Origin of the sequence: Streptomyces sp. NPDC005202, assembly GCF_040608235.1 — a bacterium.
Taxonomy (GTDB): domain Bacteria; phylum Actinomycetota; class Actinomycetes; order Streptomycetales; family Streptomycetaceae; genus Streptomyces.
Genome location: NZ_JBEXHW010000022.1, coordinates 1 through 18,912 on the forward strand (window position 1 = coordinate 1; position 18,912 = coordinate 18,912).

General features: G+C 72.5%; 19 protein-coding genes and 3 pseudogenes. 11 read left to right on the forward strand and 11 right to left on the reverse strand.

Annotation, left to right across the window (positions count from 1 at the left end; genetic code table 11):
• Together ABZV31_RS26085 and ABZV31_RS26090 are read right to left on the reverse strand one after the other, a co-directional pair.
• Nucleotides 1-578, reverse strand: a 578-nt coding sequence (locus tag ABZV31_RS26085; RefSeq protein ID WP_355898316.1) for a maltotransferase domain-containing protein, incomplete at its 3' end; no start/stop codon positions are given.
• A gap of 71 nt (nt 579-649) precedes the next feature.
• Entirely contained in the window at nt 650-955 is a 306-nt protein-coding gene (locus ABZV31_RS26090) for a DUF5133 domain-containing protein (RefSeq protein ID WP_355898319.1), read from the reverse strand.
• 305 nt (nt 956-1,260) lie between these two features.
• Here ABZV31_RS26090 and ABZV31_RS26095 point away from each other — a divergent pair, with 305 nt between their 5' ends.
• Nucleotides 1,261-1,770, forward strand: a complete 510-nt coding sequence (locus ABZV31_RS26095) for a pep a2 (protein ID WP_355898321.1) — start codon at nt 1,261-1,263, stop codon at nt 1,768-1,770.
• Nucleotides 1,767-3,908, forward strand: a complete 2,142-nt coding sequence (gene glgX, locus ABZV31_RS26100; protein WP_355898324.1) for a glycogen debranching protein GlgX — start codon at nt 1,767-1,769, stop codon at nt 3,906-3,908. Before ABZV31_RS26095 ends, glgX begins: the two co-directional genes overlap by 4 nt.
• A gap of 88 nt (nt 3,909-3,996) precedes the next feature.
• On the opposite strand, the gene ABZV31_RS26105 is transcribed toward glgX, so the two are convergent.
• Nucleotides 3,997-4,800: a VOC family protein gene (locus tag ABZV31_RS26105; protein WP_355898327.1), complete on the reverse strand. Its 804-nt coding sequence runs from the start codon at nt 4,798-4,800 to the stop codon at nt 3,997-3,999.
• Between the two features lie 186 nt (nt 4,801-4,986).
• On the opposite strand from ABZV31_RS26105, the gene ABZV31_RS26110 reads away from it, so the two are divergent.
• Nucleotides 4,987-5,319 (forward strand): ANTAR domain-containing protein, encoded by a 333-nt coding sequence (locus ABZV31_RS26110; RefSeq protein WP_355898330.1) that lies wholly within the window; start codon nt 4,987-4,989, stop codon nt 5,317-5,319.
• Between the two features lie 59 nt (nt 5,320-5,378).
• On the opposite strand, the gene ABZV31_RS26115 is transcribed toward ABZV31_RS26110, so the two are convergent.
• On the reverse strand, nt 5,379-6,170 hold the full coding sequence (locus ABZV31_RS26115; RefSeq protein WP_355898333.1) for an RNA polymerase sigma factor SigF: 792 nt from the start codon (nt 6,168-6,170) through the stop codon (nt 5,379-5,381).
• 371 nt (nt 6,171-6,541) lie between these two features.
• Between ABZV31_RS26115 and ABZV31_RS26120 the strand changes: the two genes are divergently transcribed.
• The 4 genes from ABZV31_RS26120 (at nt 6,542) to ABZV31_RS26135 (ending at nt 9,237) form a co-directional block, all read left to right on the forward strand.
• Nucleotides 6,542-6,997 carry a MarR family transcriptional regulator gene (locus ABZV31_RS26120; protein WP_355898336.1) on the forward strand — a complete coding sequence of 152 codons (456 nt, stop codon included), beginning with the start codon at nt 6,542-6,544 and terminating at the stop codon, nt 6,995-6,997.
• Entirely contained in the window at nt 6,994-7,851 is an 858-nt protein-coding gene (locus tag ABZV31_RS26125) for an ATP-binding cassette domain-containing protein (protein ID WP_355898339.1), read from the forward strand. Before ABZV31_RS26120 ends, ABZV31_RS26125 begins: the two co-directional genes overlap by 4 nt.
• Nucleotides 7,811-8,515: an ABC transporter permease gene (locus ABZV31_RS26130; protein ID WP_355898342.1), complete on the forward strand. Its 705-nt coding sequence runs from the start codon at nt 7,811-7,813 to the stop codon at nt 8,513-8,515. The genes ABZV31_RS26125 and ABZV31_RS26130 overlap by 41 nt, the downstream gene beginning before the upstream one ends.
• Nucleotides 8,516-8,706: 191 nt before the next feature.
• Entirely contained in the window at nt 8,707-9,237 is a 531-nt protein-coding gene (locus ABZV31_RS26135) for a hypothetical protein (RefSeq protein WP_355898345.1), read from the forward strand.
• Nucleotides 9,238-9,313: 76 nt separating this feature from the next.
• On the opposite strand, the gene hemC is transcribed toward ABZV31_RS26135, so the two are convergent.
• The 5 genes and pseudogenes from hemC to ABZV31_RS26160 form a co-directional block, all read right to left on the reverse strand.
• Nucleotides 9,314-10,249: a hydroxymethylbilane synthase gene (hemC, locus tag ABZV31_RS26140; protein WP_355898348.1), complete on the reverse strand. Its 936-nt coding sequence runs from the start codon at nt 10,247-10,249 to the stop codon at nt 9,314-9,316.
• Between the two features lie 81 nt (nt 10,250-10,330).
• A complete protein-coding gene (locus ABZV31_RS26145) occupies nt 10,331-11,107 on the reverse strand; it encodes an NPP1 family protein (RefSeq protein ID WP_355898351.1) in 777 nt (258 codons plus the stop codon).
• Nucleotides 11,108-11,244: 137 nt separating this feature from the next.
• Nucleotides 11,245-12,228, reverse strand: coding sequence for an ATP-dependent DNA ligase (locus ABZV31_RS26150; protein WP_355898354.1), 984 nt, complete (start codon nt 12,226-12,228; stop codon nt 11,245-11,247).
• Between the two features lie 86 nt (nt 12,229-12,314).
• A pseudogene (locus tag ABZV31_RS26155) lies at nt 12,315-13,002 on the reverse strand (response regulator transcription factor).
• Nucleotides 12,999-13,259: pseudogene (locus ABZV31_RS26160) on the reverse strand (ATP-binding protein); the annotation flags it as partial. The pseudogenes ABZV31_RS26160 and ABZV31_RS26155, both read right to left, overlap by 4 nt.
• A gap of 149 nt (nt 13,260-13,408) precedes the next feature.
• Between ABZV31_RS26160 and ABZV31_RS26165 the strand changes: the two are divergent.
• From ABZV31_RS26165 to ABZV31_RS26180, 4 genes and pseudogenes are all read left to right on the forward strand, one after another.
• A pseudogene (locus ABZV31_RS26165) lies at nt 13,409-13,594 on the forward strand (hypothetical protein); the annotation flags it as partial.
• 104 nt (nt 13,595-13,698) lie between these two features.
• Nucleotides 13,699-14,079 carry a hypothetical protein gene (locus ABZV31_RS26170; RefSeq protein ID WP_355898357.1) on the forward strand — a complete coding sequence of 127 codons (381 nt, stop codon included), beginning with the start codon at nt 13,699-13,701 and terminating at the stop codon, nt 14,077-14,079.
• Nucleotides 14,076-14,543, forward strand: coding sequence for a peroxiredoxin (locus ABZV31_RS26175; protein ID WP_355898360.1), 468 nt, complete (start codon nt 14,076-14,078; stop codon nt 14,541-14,543). The genes ABZV31_RS26170 and ABZV31_RS26175 overlap by 4 nt, the downstream gene beginning before the upstream one ends.
• A 79-nt stretch (nt 14,544-14,622) precedes the next feature.
• Nucleotides 14,623-16,953, forward strand: a complete 2,331-nt coding sequence (locus tag ABZV31_RS26180) for a SpoIIE family protein phosphatase (protein WP_355898363.1) — start codon at nt 14,623-14,625, stop codon at nt 16,951-16,953.
• Here ABZV31_RS26180 and ABZV31_RS26185 read toward each other — a convergent pair whose 3' ends face one another.
• Together ABZV31_RS26185 and ligD are read right to left on the reverse strand one after the other, a co-directional pair.
• Entirely contained in the window at nt 16,954-17,388 is a 435-nt protein-coding gene (locus ABZV31_RS26185) for a cupin domain-containing protein (protein ID WP_355898366.1), read from the reverse strand.
• Nucleotides 17,389-17,899: 511 nt separating this feature from the next.
• Nucleotides 17,900-18,835, reverse strand: a complete 936-nt coding sequence (gene ligD / locus ABZV31_RS26190) for a non-homologous end-joining DNA ligase (protein ID WP_355898589.1) — start codon at nt 18,833-18,835, stop codon at nt 17,900-17,902.
• Between the last annotated feature and the right edge of the window lie 77 nt (nt 18,836-18,912).

The window sequence follows — 18,912 nt, forward strand, 5'->3', positions numbered from 1 at the left end:
ACCAGCAGCACCAGCGGCTCGGAGGCGGTCACCAGCTCCCGCAGCGGGTGACGGGCCAGCACCGCCTCCACCTCCGGCGTCAACGCCGCCGCCAGGCGCGTCATGACCGGCAGCGAGTCGTCGTGCATCACCTCGGCGGCGGCCAGCACCGTGTCGCGCTCCGGCCCCTGAGGTACCCCGGCCGCCGCCCGGGTGTGGAGCTCGGCGCCCTCCTCCAGCACCAGCCCGGTGTCGATGCCGGCCGGGACCTTGATGCAGGCGGTGTGGCGCCAGGTGGTGATCGGATCGCTCCAGGACTCCACGTGGTACGTCCAGCGCCCGGTCGAACCCGGCGTGACCTCGGCACACCAGCGGTCGGTACCGGCGGCCGGTTCGCGCATCGGGGTCCAGGGGCCGGGGCGGCCCTCCGGATCCGTCAGCACGACGTTCGCGGCCACGGCGTCGTGGCCCTCGCGGAACACGGTGGCCGAGACCTGGACCGTCTCGCCCACGACCGCCTTGGCGGGGCGCCTGCCGCACTCCACGGCCGGACGGACGTCCCGCACCGGAATGCGGCCGATGACCGGGGTCGAACTCATGGGTGTCACCTCCACCGTGCTTGAGGCCGGGCTCGCGCCCGGCCGGGTTTTTCGGACTGCGTCGGGAGGGCCTACCTCCCGGCTAAGGACCGTCTGTCGGACGCCTTCGGCGGCGGGCCCCGTCTCGCGACGGCGCTCACGTGCGGCCGGCCGCTCTGCTCGCTCAGATAGGTGACGAGGTTGGTCCGCAGATAGCGTTCGGCGGCGTCCGCGGCCTCCCGTGCGCAGCGCTTCCCCATCAGCACGCACAGGGTGTAGCCGGAGTCCTCGAAGGTGGCCCGGACCGTGCGGTCGTCGGGCGACGCGAGCATCGCGCGTTCCCACGCCCGGTAGCGCCGCAGATGTCGGGCGACTTCGGCTTTGGCGGGTAGCAGCATGGCGCCGTTCACCTTTCGGGAAGCTCTCGATGGGCACGTCTCCCGACGGTCGGGGCGGTGGCCGTGAACGCAGAGGCACGGTCCCGTTACGGCGCTCGAGACTTTCACTCATGGTGCACGTTCAACGACTCACCGTCCTGTTGGATCTTCAACCAGCCTTCCCACCTGCTCGTGTTGCACGAATGGCGTAGTGGGCTCAGTGTTGATCCTGACTCAGAGGCAACAAGTGCTCACGCTTCGCGTTCGGGGTCCGCGCCCGTGGGGCGAGGAGGAGCGCGAATCTCGCCGGTGAGGAGCCAACGACGATGAAGACCGCAGTGCCCTGCTACTACCACCTCGACGTGGAAGTCAGCCCGGAACGGGTCGGACAGGTCAGGCGCATCCTGGCCGCTCACCTTCGGTTCTGGGACCTGGAGGACCTCGTCGAACCCGTCTGCCGCAGTGCCGAGATGCTGCTGAAGGCCATCGACGAGCACGCGACCGACAAGCGCACGTCCATCGAGATGTGGTGGAACGGTCAGCACCTCATCACCGCCGTCGGCGGCAACGACCACGAGCTGCGCCCCGACCAGGACCTGCGCGGCTGCCTGGCCCGCATCGCGGCGATGAGCGACGGCTGGGGCTGCTGTGCCTCCGACACCAGCAAGATCATCTGGTTCTCGCAGCGGGCCCGCGCCGGTCAGCGCGTCCCGCTGGTCCCGAAGGCGCCGGCCCCGAACCTGCGCGAGGGCCTGCAGACGCCCCGCGAGGTGCCGGTCACCGCTCTGGCCTCCCCGGCCGGTACGCCGGGGGCCGTCCTGGAGGAGGCCCGGTGACCGCGCGGTCGCGCCGGAAAGGGGTGCCCGTGTGGAGCGGGTACCCCTACCCGTTGGGCGCCGCGTACGACGGGGAGGGCACCAACTTCGCGCTGTTCAGCGAGGTCGCCGAACGCGTCGACCTCGTCCTCGTGGACGACGACGGCACCCATCGCCGCGTACCGCTGACCGAGGCCGACGGCTTCGTCTGGCACGGCTACCTGCCCGGCATCGGGCCGGGGCAGCGCTACGGCTACCGGGTCCACGGCCCCTGGCACCCGGCCGCCGGCCATCGGTGCAACCCGAAGAAACTGCTCCTCGACCCCTACGCCAGAGCGGTGGCCGGGCAGGTCGACAACCATCCCTCGCTCTACGAACGCGCGCCCAACGGCCCGGACCCGGCCGACAGCGCCGGGCACACGATGCTCGGCGTGGTCACCGACCCGGCCTTCGACTGGGGCGACGACCGCCTGCCGCGGCGGGCGTACGCCGACACCGTGATCTACGAGGCGCACGTCCGCGGCCTCACCCGCACCCACCCCGACGTCCCGCCCGAACTGCGCGGCACCTACGCCGGGTTGGCCCACCCTGCGGTGATCGAGCACCTGGCCTCGCTGGGCGTGACCGCCGTCGAGCTGATGCCGGTCCACCAGTTCGTGCACGACGGTGTGCTGCAGGGCCGCGGCCTGGCCAACTACTGGGGCTACAACACGATCGGCTTCTTCGCGCCGCACGACGGCTACGCCGCCCACGGCACGCGCGGGCAGCAGGTCGCCGAGTTCAAGGCGATGGTCAAGGCGCTACACGCGGCGGGGCTCGAGGTGATCCTGGACGTGGTGTACAACCACACCGCCGAGGGCAACGAGAAGGGCCCCACACTGTCTTTCCGGGGCCTCGACAACGCGTCGTACTACCGCCTCGTGGACGGCGACTGGGCGCACTACTACGACACCACCGGCACCGGCAACAGCCTGCTGATGCGCCACCCCTACGTACTGCAGCTGATCATGGACTCGCTGCGGTACTGGGTCACCGAGATGCGCGTCGACGGCTTCCGCTTCGACCTCGCGGCCACTTTGACCCGGCAGTTCCACGAGGTGGACCGGCTGTCGGCGTTCTTCGACCTGATCCAGCAGGACCCGGTGATCAGCCGTGTCAAGCTCATCGCCGAGCCCTGGGACGTCGGCGAGGGCGGCTACCAGGTGGGCAACTTCCCGCCGCTGTGGTCGGAGTGGAACGGCAAGTACCGGGACGCGGTGCGGGACTTCTGGCGCGGGGAGGACCACACGCTCGGCGAATTCGCCTCCCGGCTGACCGGCTCCTCCGACCTGTACGCGCACAACCGGCGCCGCCCGCGCGCCAGCGTCAACTTCGTCACCGCGCACGACGGCTTCACCCTGCGCGACCTCGTGTCGTACAACGACAAGCACAACGAGGCCAACGGCGAGGGCAACCGGGACGGCGAGAGCGTCAACCGGTCCTGGAACTGCGGGGCCGAGGGCGACACCGACGACCCGGCCGTCCTCGAGCTGCGGGGCCGCCAGCAGCGCAACTTCCTGGCCACGCTGCTGCTGTCGCAGGGCATCCCGATGCTCTGCCACGGCGACGAGCTCGGCCGCACCCAGCGCGGCAACAACAACGCCTACTGCCAGGACAACGAAGTCTCCTGGGTCGACTGGCGGTTGACCGACGAGCAGCGCGCCCTGACGGACTTCACCCGGTACGTCATCGGCCTGCGCGCCGCCCATCCCGTCCTGCGCCGCCGCCGTTTCTTCCAGGGCGAGACGGCGACCCGGGACGACCAGCCGCTGCCCGACCTGCTGTGGCTGCTGCCGGACGGACGGGAGATGGCCGAGGAGGACTGGCAGCGCTATGACGCGCACTCCGTCACGGTCTTCCTCAACGGCGACGCGATCGCCGAACCCGACCCGCAGGGCCGGCCGGTGGTGGACGACTCGTTCCTGCTGCTGCTCAACGGCTACTGGGAGCCGGTCGATTTCCGCCTGCCCGACGCCACCTACGGCGAGCGCTGGACGACGCTCCTCGACACGGCCGAGCCGGGCGTGCCGGACGAGGCGGAGCACAAGCCGGGCGGGCACCTGCGCGTCGAGGCGCGCAGCCTGGTGCTGCTGTCCCGGCCGCCGGGAACCCGCCGGTGACCAACGGCCTGCCCGCGCCGCACCGCCTGTCGGTACCGCGCCATACCCCCTGCCGGCCGGGCGACAGGGGATGCGTTGGTGGCATGGCTCAGGCCACGCGGCGCGACGTCACTGTGAACTGGGCGCCGTCGGGGTCACGGAGCACGGCCTCGTCGGTGCCCTCCCGCAGGACGCTGCCGCCGTAGGCCTCCGCGGCCCGGGCACCGGCGACCACGTCGGCCACCCGGAAGTGGATCTGCCAGTGCGGCCGGATCGTGGGGTCGGGCGCCGCCTCCAGCGCCCCCGACTCGATGCGCGCCACGACCTCCCCGTGGCTGCGCAGCACCACCTCGTTCCCTTCGTAGCGCACCTCGCAGCAGCCGGGGCGCTCCGAGGCCCAGTCCAGGACCTCGCCGTAGAAGATGGCGGCGTCGAAGGCGTCGCGCGTGTGCAGCCGGAAGAAGGTCGGCGCGGCCTTGCGCCAGGTCTCCCAGTCGGTGAAGAGGTCGCCCTCCCAGATCCCGAAGGTCGCGCCGTCCCGGTCGGCCAGCAGGGCGGCCCGCCCGGGAGGAAAGGAGATCGGGCCGACTGCGGTCGTACCGCCGCGCTCCTGCACCCGGGAGACGGCGTCGTCGGCGCTGGGCACGGCGAAGTAGGGCGTCCAGGCGACCGCCGTCTGCCACATGGAGGCCACCGCGGCGATTCCCGCGACCGGTGCGCCGTCCGCCAGCGCGATCCGGAAGCGGTCGCCGAGTTTGGCCGAGCGCCACTGCCAGCCCAGCACGGCCTGGTAGAAGTCCTCCGTGGCCTCCAGATCGCGGCTGGTCAGGCTCACCCAGCAGGGAGCGCCGCACACCGAGTGCGTGGAGACGACATCCGTCGTAGGGCTGGAGGGTGTCGTGTCGTCGTTCATGGCACGTCCTGGTCTCGTCGACCGGTGGCCACCGGTCTCACACCAGTGTCCAGCCGGAACCCGTGGGAGCGCCTGTCGAGTACCCTTCCGGCTCCTTCGAAACGGCGCCGGCAGCCCGTCTCCCGCGGCGCGTTCCGGCGCGGTCGCGCACTGGCGAAGGGCTGCCCGAGTGACGACGATGGATCCGTGGCACGAGAAACGCGCGAGCCCGGCGACGAGGCGGATCGGATCTTCGAGCTCCAGGAAGAGGTCGAGCACCTGAAGGCGGCCGTCACTTCCCACGCCGTCGTGGACCAGGCGATCGGCATGATGGTCGCGCTCGGCCGCATCACGCCGGACCAGGGGTGGCTGGTGCTGAAGGACGTGTCCCAGCACACCAACATCAAGCTCCGCAATGTCGCGGAGCTGGTTCTCATCTGGGCGCGGACCGGAGACATGCCGGAGGAAATCCGGGCGGGGCTGGAAGACGCGCTCGATCGCCACGGGCCGACGCAGATTCCGGGGGCGCCGCCGGAGTGAGCCACCGGCGGCGCCGGCGCCCGCCCGCGGGGGCGGACCGGCAGGCGCCGCCGCGGGGCTCAGCCGGTCTCGGCGAGCAGTTCCTCGCGCAGCTGCGCGAAGCACCCGCTGAGCAGGCGCGAGACGTGCATCTGCGAGATGCCGAGCTGCTGGGCGATCCGGCTCTGCGTCATGCCCCCGAAGAACCGCAGGTACAGGATGGTCCGCTCGCGCTCGGGGAGCGCCTGCAGACAGGGCTTGACGGCCACCCGGTCCACGACGAGGTCGTACCGCGGGTCCGCCTCACCCAGCCCGTCGCCGAGCGCGTAGCCGTCGGTGCCCGGCACCTCGGCCTCCAGCGACAGCGTGGCGAAGCAGTCCAGGGCCTCCATCCCTGCGCGTACGTCGCTCGGGCTCAGCTGGGTGTACTCGGCGATCTCGGCGAGGGTCGGCGCACGGCCCGGCGTCGTCTGCGCCAGCTCCTTCACGGCACGCCGCACCCGGTTGCGCAGGTCCTGGACCCGGCGCGGTACGTGCAGGGTCCACATGTGGTCGCGGAAGTGCCGCTTGACCTCGCCGGTGACGGTCGGCACGGCATACGCCTCGAACGCGTAGCCGCGGGCCGGGTCATAGTGATCGACGGCCTTGACCAGGCCGAGCGCCGCCACTTGGTACAGATCCTCCAGGGCCTCGCCGCGCCCCCGGAACCGGACGGCGATCCGCTCGGCCATGGGCAGCCACACCTGGACCAGCTCGTCCCTGAGCGCCTTGCGCTCCGGTCCCTCGGGCAGGCGCGCGAGTCGCTCGAACGCCTCCGCCGTGTCGGGGGCGTCGTCGTGCGGGTGGGCCTTCTTTCTGCCGGTGGTACGCATGGGATGCGCCTCCCTCAGCAGGTGCTGCATGGACGGACACCATGGGAGGCGCGGGCTCGGACCAGGCGGAGAGACATCCGGGCCCGGCGCGCCGGCTCCCACGGACGTGCCTCCTGTCCGAAGCACTGAAAAGCCGATTCCCGATGTCACCGAATTCGAAACAACTCCGGGAATGCGGTCACAGACTGCCACCGCGCGATTCTCAATTGTCGCACCGGAAGCCGGCGAATTAGTGCGGCACAAATACTGTGCATTTCAATGACTGCGGCGGACACCCGTCCGTCGACAGCCTCCCCGCCCCGCGGCCCGGCCGACCGCTCTTGACCGTCCCTTGGGGCAATTACCTCTGACGCAGAGGTAATCTCGGTTACGTGGAACCGGAGACCTTCCCCGAAGAGCTGGCCGACGCCCTCGTCGGGGTCCAGCGGCTGATCCGGCGCCGACTGCAGGCCGGGCTGGCCGTGCCGCGGCTGCGCGGCGCCGAGGTGGAGCTGCTGCGCCTGGTCGAGGCACGCCCCGGCATCGGCATCTCGGAGGCCGCCAAGGAGCTGTACCTGGCGGGCAACTCCGTGTCGACGCTGGTCAACCACCTCGTCCGGGACGGCTACCTCGTCCGTGAGACGGACCCCGCCGACCGGCGGGCCGCGCGTCTGCTGCTGACCGGGGCGGCCGAGGCCCGGCTGCGCGACTGGCAGGAGCGGCGCGCCGCCCTCGTACGCCGCCAGGTGGACCGGCTCGACGAGGCGGACCGGGACGCCCTGCGCGCGGCGATCCCCGCCCTGCGCAGGCTGGCCGAGAACCTGCACGAGGAGGCCGAGAAGCCATGACGCGGGACGCTGCCGCCGAGCCGCCCGACGCCGTCACCTGCGCCCAGCTCGCCTATGCCTTCGGCGAGACGAACGCGGTCGACGGCCTCGACCTGTCGGTCCGCCAGGGTGAGGTGTTCGGCCTGCTCGGCCCCAACGGCGCCGGGAAGACCACGGCGATCCGCTGCATCACCACCCTCCTGCCGGTCCCCGCGGGCATGGTCCGCGTTTTCGGCCACGACGCCGCCACGGACCGCATGGCAGTACGCCGGCTGCTGGGCTACGTCCCCCAGCAGCTGTCCGCCGACGCCTCCCTCACCGGCCGGGAGAACGTCACCCTGTTCGCCCGTGTCTTCGACGTCCCCCGCCGCGAGCGCGCCGCCCGCGTCGCCCAGGCCCTGGCCGCGGTCGACCTCACGGACGCCGCCGACCGGCTGGCGAACACCTACTCCGGCGGCATGGTCCGCCGTCTGGAACTGGCCCAGGCCCTGGTCAGCGCGCCTCGCCTGCTGATACTCGACGAACCCACCATCGGTCTCGACCCGATCGCCCGCACCGGTGTGTGGGAGCACATCAACGCCGTCCGCGCCGCCACCGGCATGACCGTCCTGGTGACCACGCACTACATGGACGAGGCCGACCAGTACTGCGACCGGGTCGGCCTGATGCACCGCGGCCGCATCCGGGCCCTCGGCACCCCGGCCGAGCTGCGGCGGGGGCTCGGCGAACGCCGCCGCGCCGAGGGCACGGCCACGGACGCGCTGCCCACGCTGGAGGACGTCTTCCGCGACGTGGCCGACAGCGGCCTCGACAAGCAGTCAGGAGATTTCCGCGATGTCCGAAGCACCCGCCGCACCGCCCGCCGCGTCGGCTGACCGCGCCCGCGCGGACGGCATCGGCCTGCTGGTGCAGCCCCCGCAGCCCCGCGCGGGCTGGCGGCTGCTGCCCGCCCGGGTCGTCGCGATGTGCGTGGTCGAACTGCAGAAGCTGCGCCACGACCGCACCGAGCTGTACACCCGCGCGGTGGAGCGGGACGCCGGCGTCCTCAACAAGCTCCTGGTCACGCCGACCCCGCGCTCGGCGCTGATCACCGGCAAGGCGTTCGCGGCCGGGGTGAAGTCGCTGATCCAGGCCGTCGTCGTGATCGTCATCGCCGCCCTGCTGGGCGTGGCGCTGACCTGGAACCCGCTGCGGCTGCTCGGCGTCGCCGCGGCCGTGATCCTCGGCTCAGCCTTCTTCTCCTGCCTGTCGATGACCATCGCGGGCATCGTCCTGAGCCGGGACCGTCTCATGGGGTTCGGGCAGGCGATCACGATGCCGCTGTTCTTCGGCTCCAACGCCCTGTACCCCGTGGCCGTGATGCCCGGCTGGCTCCAGGCCGTCAGCAAGGTCAACCCGCTGAGCTACCAGGTCGATGCCCTGCGCGGGCTGCTGCTGGGCACGCCCGCGCACCTGGCTGCCGACTTCGGCGTCCTCGTGGTGGCCGCCGCCCTCGGCATCACCGCGGCCTCCTGTCTGCTCGGCCGGCTGGCCCGGTGACGGCGCCGCCGGACGTGATGTGCGGCACGCCCGCGGCGGTCGCGCAAAGCGCCCGGTGGCGGATTCTTCCTGCGCACGGCTTGATCAACGATCAGAGGCGGCGAATTCCCTGGCCACAGCGCATTCTGGCCATTTGACAGTGCGCTCGGCCCACAGATAGGAAGCAGCTCTTGGAAGTCGAGAGGTGCATTGTGTACGAGCCGAACGTGGTCGGGGACTGGCAGGAGTACGACGAGCATGCCGGTCTACGGGTCCGCGTCCACCGCCTGGAGCCGGCCGAGCCGCCGCGCGGACGCGACGACGCCGCCGAAGGGCTGACGTACTTCCGTTTCCGCGTCACCGTCGAAAACCGCGGCGGCCGGCACTTCGGCATCCACCTCGAGGACGGTCAGATCGACGTGCGGATCGGCCCCGACGGGGAGGGCGCGTTCGTCGACTGGCGCAACTCGCAGTTCATCGAGGGCTTCGACGTCTATCCGCTGCGCCGGGCCACCGCGGTCCTGTACGCGGCGGGCCCGGAGGCCTCCCTGTCCCAGGTGGACGTCCAGATCCAGCTGCGGGTCGACGACGAGTGGACCGACCGCCGGCTGTGGACCGGCGGCATCGGCGTGCACGAGGAGTCCGTCGCGGCCGGCGCGACTTGCGCCGGCGGGCCGGGCGGACTGGCGCACCAGGTGAGCACCTTCCTGCGCGACCAGGCGGAACCGGGCGCCACCGGCTGACGACGTCCGGCTCAGGTGCTCCGGCGCCAAGCCTCCGGTGCTTCGGCGCCTGTGCGCCGGCGTCCCTGCTCCCGCGTCAGTGCGGGATGCCGTCGATGATCTCGCGGGCGCCCTGACGCAGCAGGGCCACGGCGACCGACGTGCCGAGCGTGGCCGCGTCCAGGCGGCCCGCCCACTCGTGGGCGTTCAGCCGCGTCTTGCCGTCGGGGGTGAACACACAGGCCCGCAGGGCGAGTTCACCGCTGCGGTCGACCTGCGCGTACCCGGCGATCGGGCTGTTGCAGTGCCCCTGCAGGACGTGCAGGAACATGCGCTCGGCGGTGGCCGCGCGGTGGGTGTCCCGGTCGCCGAGCGCGCCGACGGCGTCGATGAGCTCGGTGTCCCCCTCGCGGCACTGCAGGGCGAGGATGCCCGCGCCGATCGGCGGCATCATCGTCTCGGGGGACAGCACCTCGCTGATCACGTCCTGTCGTCCGATGCGTTCGAGACCGGACACGGCCAGCAGCAGTGCGTCCGCCTCGCCGGCCGCGAGCTTCTCCAGCCGGCGGTTGGCATTGCCGCGGAACGGTACGCACTGAAGGTGCGGGTGCGTCGCGGCCAGTTGGGCGATACGGCGCACCGAGGACGTGCCGATCCGGGTACCGGCCGGGAGCTCGTCCAGGGTGAGCCCGCCGGGGTGCACGAGCGCGTCGCGGATGTCGTCCCGCTTCAGGAACGCGGCGAACGTGGTGCCCGCCGGCAGCGGGCGGTCGGCGGGCACGTCCTTCAGGCAGTGCACCGCGAGGTCCGCCGCACCGGCCAGCAGTGCGGCGTCGACCTCCTTGGTGAAGGCACCCTTGCCCTCCACCTTCGACAGGTCGCCCAGCCACTTGTCGCCGGTGGTCTTCACCGGCACCACCTCGGTGCGCACGCCCGGGTGCACGGCGGCCAACTCGACACGGACACGCTCCACTTGGGCGAGCGCCATGGGCGAGTCGCGGGAGACGACGCGGATCAGTTCGGGGACGGACATGCGGGACACGATAGACCGTCGGGACGGCCACCCGGTGCCGTACACCGACACGTGCCCCGCAGGCGCCGCAGGCCTGCCGGATCAGGCGTTGGGGTCGAAGGGGATGCCGGACGGCTCGGCCTTCTGCAGGTGGTAGGCGAAGTTGCCGTCCTTCAGGCCGAAGACGGCGTGGCCGAAGTCGGCCTGGCTGAGCTTGTCGCGCAGGCCCGCGGGGTAGCCGTTCCAGCCGACCAGGTCGGGGAACTGCCAGGTGTGGTAGTGGTTCTCGGGTGGCTCGTCGTTCGTGTTCGCCGGGCGGAAGCAGTGGGTGCCGATCCCGTCCTTGTGGTACACGATCTTCGGGTGGGTGCCGTCCCAGCGGATCTGGTCCCGGCTGTAGACGTTGAAGTTGCCGTGCGCCGAGGTGGAGACGTACTTGGCCTCGTTGTTCTGCACCCAGACCACGACGTGCTCCCAGTCGTGCCGGTGCCCGCCCAGACCGCTGCCGGCGACGGCCTGGTCCTTCTCGAAGTACAGGGCGTACATGACGGCGCACCAGCCGTTGTTGCACTTCTCGCGCGCGTAGCCGTTGGTGTTGTCCAGGTCCCAGGAGTCGCGGCAGTGCCCGTTGAGGGCCCCGCTCGGGTTCAGGCCGGGGTTGACGGTGCCGTCCGGGCCGATCGCGGGCGTGGGGTAGCAGCCGTCCGTGTCGTAGTCGTAGGCGGGCTGGAACGTCTGCTCCAGGCCGTCGGCGTCGGCAGGCAGTGCCTGCGGCGGATCGGCGAGCGCGGTGGCGGGGAAGGCGATGACCAGGGCGACGGCGCCGGCCAGTCCGGTGAGCCATCTTTGGCGGTGGTGTGCGAATGTCCGTGACGACACTGCGTCCTCCTCTTGGGCGCAGCCCAACGGCTGTGGGGGGCAAGGCAGTTCAGCTTCCCCTAGCCTCACTCCGATGCCAAGGGGTCGCATGCGTCACCATGGTGAAGACCGCTTCATTCTTTGCCCCTGGCACGGCGTCAGGTGTCTGCGTCGTCCGGCAGATCCGCCGCCGCATCCTCGGGGGCGAGGTCCGGGCGCAGCCGCAGCCAGGACGGCTGGCGGAGCATTCCGGCCCGGGTACGGACGCTGTAGCGGACCTCGCCGACCAGGCGAGGCAGCACCCAGTGCGCCCCGGGCGCCGCCGGTACGGGGTCGAAGGGGCACACGTCGGTCGCCAGATCCCGCAGCAGCGCGGCGAGCTCGGCCCGCTCGGTCTCGCTCCATCCCGTGCCCACGCTCCCGACGTAGCGCAGCCGCCCGGCCGCGCGCTGGCCGACCAGTACGGCGCCCGGCAGGCCCGTCAGCCGCCCCCTGCCCGGCAGCCAGCCGCCCACGACGATGTCCTCGCTGCGCATGTTGCGGATCTTGATCCAGGCCCGGGAGCGCAACCCTGGCTCGTACACCGAGTCCAGCCGCTTGCAGACCAGGCCCTCCAGTCCGTGCTCGCGGGTGGCGGCCAGGGCCTGGGCGCCGTGGCCGACGAGGGCCGCCGGCGTCGACCAGTACGGCCCCTCCAGGCCGAGTGCCTCGAGCCGCTCGCGGCGCCGGACGTAGGGGAGCGTGAGCAGGGAGCGCCCACCCAGGTGCATCACGTCGAACAGCACGAGGTGGACGGGGACCTGCGCCGCCCGGCGCGCCGCCCGGCCGGGGGCGTGGGCCAGGCCCATGCGGCCCTGCAGCAGCTGGAAGTTCGCGCGTCCTTCTTCGTCCAGCGCCAGAACCTCCCCGTCGAGGACCGCGGGCGTGGTGCCGAGGGCGTGGCCGAGGGGCCCCAGTTCGGGGTAGGCGGCGGTGATGTCCTCCCCGGAACGGGCCCGCAGCACCAGGCTGCCGTCGCCCGCGAGGTAGGCCACCACGCGCTGGCCGTCCTGCTTCGTCTCGTACGCCCAGCGCGCGTCCTGCGCGGCGGGCGGCAGGGTGCCGGGCGTGGCGAGCATGGGAGGGATCAGCGGCAGGGTCACGGCTGAGTTGTCGACGAACCGACCTGTCGCCAAGCCCTCTTCGGGGCACTTTCCCCTGAACGGGCTCGCGGGGCGCGGGCCGGCGGTCAGTGGTCGGCCGGTGGCGGTGCCGCCTGCACCAGCCCCGACTGGTAGGCGATGACGACGAGTTGGGCGCGGTCGCGGGCGCCCAGCTTGGTCATGGCCCGGTGGACGTGGGTGCGCACCGTCAGCGGGCTGACGCAGAGGCGCTCGGCGATGTCGTCGGTGGAGCGCCCCGCGGCCGCCGGCGCCGTCACCTCGCGCTCGCGGGCGGTGAGCGCGGCGAGCCGCTCCGGGGCCGCGAGGCGGGCACCCGGCGCGGGAGTGGCCAGAAAAGCGGCCGATGAGGACCCTGGTGGCCGGCCGGGAGAGCAGGGAGTCAGCGGCGGCGACCGTGCGGATCCCGTCGAGCAGGCGTCCGCGGTGACGCCCCTTGCCGAGGAAGCCGCTCGCCCCGGCGCGCAGGGCCTGGGCGACGTACTCGTCGATCTCGAAGGTGGTCAGGATCAGCACGTGGGTGCCGGACAGGTCCGGGTCGGCGCAGAGGGAGGAGGTGGCGGCCAGACCGTCGGTGCCGGGCATGCGGATGTCCATCAGGACGACGTCCGGGCGGTGGGCGCGGGCCAGGTCGACGGCCTCCGTGCCGTCCGCGGCCCCGGCGACCACCTCCATGTCGTCGCAGGAGTCGATCAGGATCCGGAAGGTGGCCCGCAGCTGGGCCTGGTCGTCGGCGAGCAGTACACGGATGGTCATGCACTTTCGTCTTCCGGTTGCCGGGGTGTCGGGTGCAGCGGCAGCGTGATGGTGACCTCGAAGCCGCCCTGGGGGCGGTGCCCGGCCTCCAGCGCGCCGCCGACGGACTGGGCGCGCTCGCGCATGCCGATCAGGCCGTAGCCGCGGCCTTGGGCCGGAGCCGTGGGGGCCGGGGTGGTGCCGTCGTCGGTGACGGTGATGGTCAGCCGGTCGTGGGCGTCGCCGAGCCGTACATGGGCGGCCGCCGCCGCGGCGTGGCACGGTACGCGGGAGCGGATCCGTCAGCCTGGGGGCTGACCGGACCCCTGCGGACACCGCGGGCTGCGGCCGGCCGTGGCGTCCGGTGTCCCGGGCTCGCGCAGTGCGCACGAGCAGCAGGCCGGTCGCTGGCAGCACGACGAGCGGCATACCGGCCGACGACACGCCGATCACCGCTGTCGCCCACCGCCGCGACCGGTCCTCCGCCAGTGCCTTCATCGATGGCTTCCGCCGCGCCGTCGGCTGCCCACCAGGGGAGCATCAGCGCCACAGGCCCCTGGACGGGGTCTGGTGCACGGTGCGCACCTGGTCGGAGCGAACGGCGTCGGCCTGAGCAGCTCGTCTGGAACCCGATCAGCTCGTCTGGAAGAGGGGAATCCGCTCCGCCTGTTCCTACCGTCGAGTAGGATCGCGCGGCAGGTCACCAGAGGAGGAACCGTGCCCCGGTCCGAACGCTCGCCCCTGCTGCTCGCCGGCCTATTGGCCACGGCGGGTGTCGCCCACTTTGCCTCTCCGCGGCAGTTCGACGCGACCATTCCGCGCGCGCTGCCGGGCAGCCCCCGGACGTGGACCTACGCCAGCGGCGTCGCCGAGCTCGCGCTGGCCGCAGGCCTGGCCCTGTTCCGGACCCGGCGGGCGGCCGCGCAGGCGACGGCCGCGTTCTTCGTCGGCGTCTTTCCCGCGAACGTGAAGATGGCCGTGGACTGGCGGCACCGCCCCGCCCGGCAGAAGGCGGCGGCCCTCGGACGGCTTCCCCTCCAGGTGCCCCTCGTGCTGTGGGCCCGCGGCGCCGCCAAGGGCGCGGAGGGCCGGTCGTGACGGCGCAGGTGAAGGTGGGCGACAAGGTCGAGGACTTCGCGCTGCCCGACGAGACGGGCACCACCCGGACGCTGTCCGAACTCCTCGGCGACGGGCCGGTGGTGCTGTTCTTCTACCCCGCCGCCCTCACCCCCGGCTGCACCGCCGAGGCCTGTCACTTCCGCGATCTGGCCGCCGAGTTTGCCGCCGTCGGCGCGCGGCCCGTCGGGATCAGTGGTGACTCCGTGGACCGCCAGCAGGAGTTCGCCGGACGGCACGGCCTCGGGATGCCGCTGCTGTCCGACGCCGACGGGACGGTCCGCGAGCGGTTCGGCGTGCAGCGCGGCTTCTCCCTGGCGCCCACCAAGCGGGTCACTTTCGTCATCGCGCAGGACTGCACGGTCCTGGAGGTCGTCCGCAGCGAACTGCGCATGAACGCCCACGCCGACCGGGCGCTGGCGGCCCTGCGCGCGCACGGGGGCTGACACCCCGAGGGCCGAGCCGCGGCCGTGTCCGTCGCCGTCGCGCTTGATGTGGTGTGACGGAGGCATCATCCTGTGTGATATGGAGCCCGCTGCGGCGATCGTCGATGCCCGTGGCATCGTGATGGGGTGGAGCGAGGGTGCCCAGGGGCTGACCGGATACCCCGCCGAGGAGGCCGTGGGACGGCCGGTGCGGGAGCTGCTCGCCGAGGAGGTGCCGCCCGGGCCCGTGGCCGCGCTGGTCGGCACCGTTGTCCTGCGGCATCGGGACGGTTCCACCGTGACCGTTCCGCTCAGGGCATGCGCCGTGCTGGGCGAGAACGGTGCGCCGGACGGTTTCGTGCTGACCGCCGAGTCGCCCGGCGGGCCGGAGCGCACGGTGGCGGGGCAGGCCTTCCAGCAGGGATCCATGGCGATGTCGGTCCTGGACACCCGCCTGCGCTACCTCCGGCTCAACGACGTGGCCTGCCAGGCTATGGGGGTGGCGGAGGAGAGCCTGCTCGGCCGGTATTTCCCGGAGACCGTGGAGGACTCCGAGCACGGCCGGGGCTTCCTGCGGCATCTGCGCCAGGTTGCCGAGACCGGCAGGCCGGTCCGCTACGAGAGCTTTATGGGCGCACCGGCCCTGAACCGGGAGCATGCCTGGGGCATCGAGATGTGGCCCGTACGCGACCCCTCCGGGGAGCTGACCGGGGTCGCCCTGGCGGCGTTCGACAGCAATGAGCAGTACTGGGCCCGGCGGCGGCTTGCCCTGCTGAACGAGGCGGCGGCCACCATCGGCACCACCCTGGACGTGGTGCGCACGGCCGAGGAACTGGTGGAAATCCTGGTGCCGCAGTTCGCCGACTTCGCCACTGTGGACCTGCTCGACTGGGTCCTCGGGGCGGACGAGCCGCCGGTGGTGACGAACGACGGGATCGTGCTGCGCCGAGTCGCTCACGGCTCCGTCACCGAGGGCACCCCGGAGGCGGCCGTGCAGCTGGGCGAGGTGGACGTCTACCCCGCCTCCTCCACTCCCGCACGGGCGATGCGGGAGGGGCGGGCTGTCCTCGGCCAGGCGGGTGAGCCGGACTTGATGCGGTGGGTCGCGGAGCGCAATGCGCGGTCCCCCAAGGGACGGGCCTACCGCAGGCGTGCCCATTCGATGCTCGCGGTGCCGCTGCGGGCCCGCGGCATCATGCTGGGCGTCGCAGTGGGCGTCCGCATGGGACAGCCGGAGGACTACACCGCCGACGACGCCGTCTTCGCCGAGGAACTCGCCAGCCGGGCCGCCGTTTGCATCGACAACGCCCGCCGCTTCGCCCGCGAGCGCAGGACCGCCGTCGCCCTGCAGCACAGCCTGCTGCCGCGGGGGCTTCCCGGACAGGCGGCGGTCGAGGTGGCGCACCGCTACCTGCCCTCCCGGTCGCGGGCGGGCATCGGAGGCGACTGGTTCGACGCGATCCCCCTGTCCGGCGGCCGGGTCGGCCTCGTCGTCGGCGATGTGGTGGGACACGGCATCCAGTCGTCGGCGACCATGGGACGCCTGCGCACCGCCGTGCGGACCCTCGCGGACGTGGACCTGCCCCCCGACGAACTCCTCACCCACCTCGACGACCTGGTGAGTCACCCGGCGATGGACGACGACGGCGGCGAAGTCCCGGAACTGGGTGCCACGTGCCTGTACGCCGTCTACGACCCCGTCTCGCGCCGCCTCACCCTCGCCGCCGCCGGCCACCTCGCACCGGCCGTCGTGCTGCCCGGCGGCACCCCTCAGCTGGTCACCATGACCCCGGGGCCACCGCTCGGCGTCGGCGGCCTGCCCTTCGAGGCGACCGAGCTGGAGCTGCCCGAGGGATCGGTCGTCGCCCTCTACACGGACGGCCTGGTCGAGGACCGCGACCGAGACGTCGACCACGCCACCGCCCAGCTGTGCCGCGCCCTGACCGCGCCCACCGGCACGCTCGAGGACCTCGCCGACATGGTGCTGAAGGCCGTCCTCCCCGAGCAGCCCGAAGACGACGTGGCCCTGCTGCTGGCTCGCACCCGCGCGCTGGGTGCGGACCGGGTCGCCACCTGGGACGTCACGTCGGATCCCGCGCACGTGGCCGCCACCCGGCAGGCCGCCACCGAGCAACTGGCCGCCTGGGGCCTTCAGGAGGCCGCGTTCGTCACGGAACTGGTTGTCAGCGAACTGGTCACCAACGCGATCCGGTACGGGCAACCGCCCATCCAGCTGCGGCTGATCCGCGACCAGGCGCTCATCTGCGAGGTGTCCGACGGCAGTTCCACCTCACCGCACCTGCGCCGGGCCCTCGCCTACGACGAGGGCGGCCGCGGACTTATGCTGGTCGCCCAGCTCACCCAGCGCTGGGGCAGCCGGCAGACGAGTGGCGGCAAGACGATCTGGGCGGAGCAGCCGCTGCCGGGGTGATCACTGGAACGGGCAGCCCGGGTTCGGCGCGTCCTCCGAGTACGGCGCGCCGTGCGGCAGGACGTAGAGCACGTCCAGGACGAGCGGAGTGTCCCCCAGGTTGCGGCCGAGGTGGACGTGGCCGGGACCGGCTGGTTCCTGAACGGTGCTCCCCGCCCGGTACACGCCGTCGGAGGCGCACGTGGGGTCGAAGTGACTGAGGGTGCCCTGCTTGACGAAGCCGTACAAAGGCCCGTCGTGGTAGTGCCAGCCGGTGCTCTGGCCGGGCGGGACCGTGATCTCCCGCAGGGTGTAGTCCGTGCCGTTCACAGTGGTCTGGCTGATCACGCGGGCGGTGACTCCCGGGCCCGCTGGGGTCGCATAGGCGGTGCCGCAGACCAGGACGGTGGCGGCGGTCACCGCCCCGGTTATGGCGGTACGGAGTGCGGTGTGCATACGGGGCCTCCTGCGGCGAGAGAGCGGGTACCGCCGTGAACATAGAGGCGTGGAGGGCCGGTTGGGGGCGGAACCCGTGCGTCCGCGTCCGGGCCCCGTGCCTCCGCGTCAGGCCCCCGTGCATCCGGGTCCGGGCCCCGTGCATCCGGGTCCGGGCCCCGTGCCTCCGGGTCTGGGCCCCGTGCATCCGGGTCTGGGCCCCGTGCCTCCGGGTCTGGGCCCCGTGCCTCCGGGTCTGGGCCCCGTGCCTCCGGGTCTGGGCCCCGTGCCTCCGGGTCTGGGCCCCGTGCATCCGGGTCTGGGCCCCGTGCCTCCGGGTCTGGGCCCCGTGCCTCCGGGTCCGGGCCCCGTGCATCCGGGTCCGGGCGTGCATCCGCGTCCGGGCCCTGTGCATGGGGGGGCCAGGCCCTGTGCCTCCGGGTCCGGGCCCCGTGCATCCGGGTCCGGGCCCGTGCATCCGCGTCCGGGCCCTGTGCATGGGGGGCCGGGCCCTGTGCATCCGGGTCCGGGCTCAGACGGCGGCGCGCCCGGACGGGCGCTCGCGCACCACCTCCCGCGGCTTCTTGTCCTCGCGTAGCCCGAGGAAGCTCGGGTGCCGCAGCATGCCGTCCCGGGTCCACTCGGTGAAGGCGATCTGCGCGATCAGCTCCGGCCTCACCCAGCGGGCGCGCGCTTCGCGCACCGGCCCGTCGAACGGCGGCGCCGAGGTGTGCAGCGCGTCGAGACGCTCGCGCAGCGTCAGCAGCGTACGGCGGTCGAAGCCGGTGCCGACCTTGCCCGCATACCGCAGCCGGCCGTCCTCGTAGTACCCGAGGAGCAGGGCGCCGAGCCCCACGCGGCTGCCGGCCGGTTCGGTGAATCCGCCGACGACGAACTCCTGACTTCGGGAACACTTGAGCTTGAGCCAGTCGGTGGACCTCCGCGGCTGGTAGGGGCTGTCGGCGCGCTTGGCGATCAGGCCCTCCCAGCCGCGGGCGCAGAAGGCGGCCAGCAGTTCCGCGCCGCCCTCGTTACGGTGCGGGGTCAGCCGGAGCGGGGAGCGGTAGGTGAGCGCACGCCGCAGCAGGGACTTGCGGGTGCGCAGCGGCAGCCGGGTGGTGTCGGTCCCCTCCAGCCGCAGCAGATCGAAGACGTAGTACGTCACCGCCACCCCGCTCGCCTCGATGTCGCGCCGCCGGGTGAGGCCCATGCGGCGCTGGAGCCGGGCGAAGTCCGTCCGGCCGCCCGTGAAGGCCACGACCTCGCCGTCGATGGTGAAGTCCGTGCACTCCTGCGCGGCGAGCGCCTCGACGATCTCCGGATAGGTGGCGTTGAGGTGCTGTCCGGTCCGGGACAGCAGCTGGACCCGGCCGCCTTCGCGGACCGCCAGTACGCGCACACCGTCCAGTTTCCGCTCGAAGATCCACCCCCCGGGGAAGTCCCGCCGGTCACTGAGCGTGGCAAGCATCGGCTTCGCGGCCAGCTCCACCCCCGGCGGGGCCTTGCGCAGCAGCCGACGCTGCTCGGCGGGCACGGCGGCCGGCA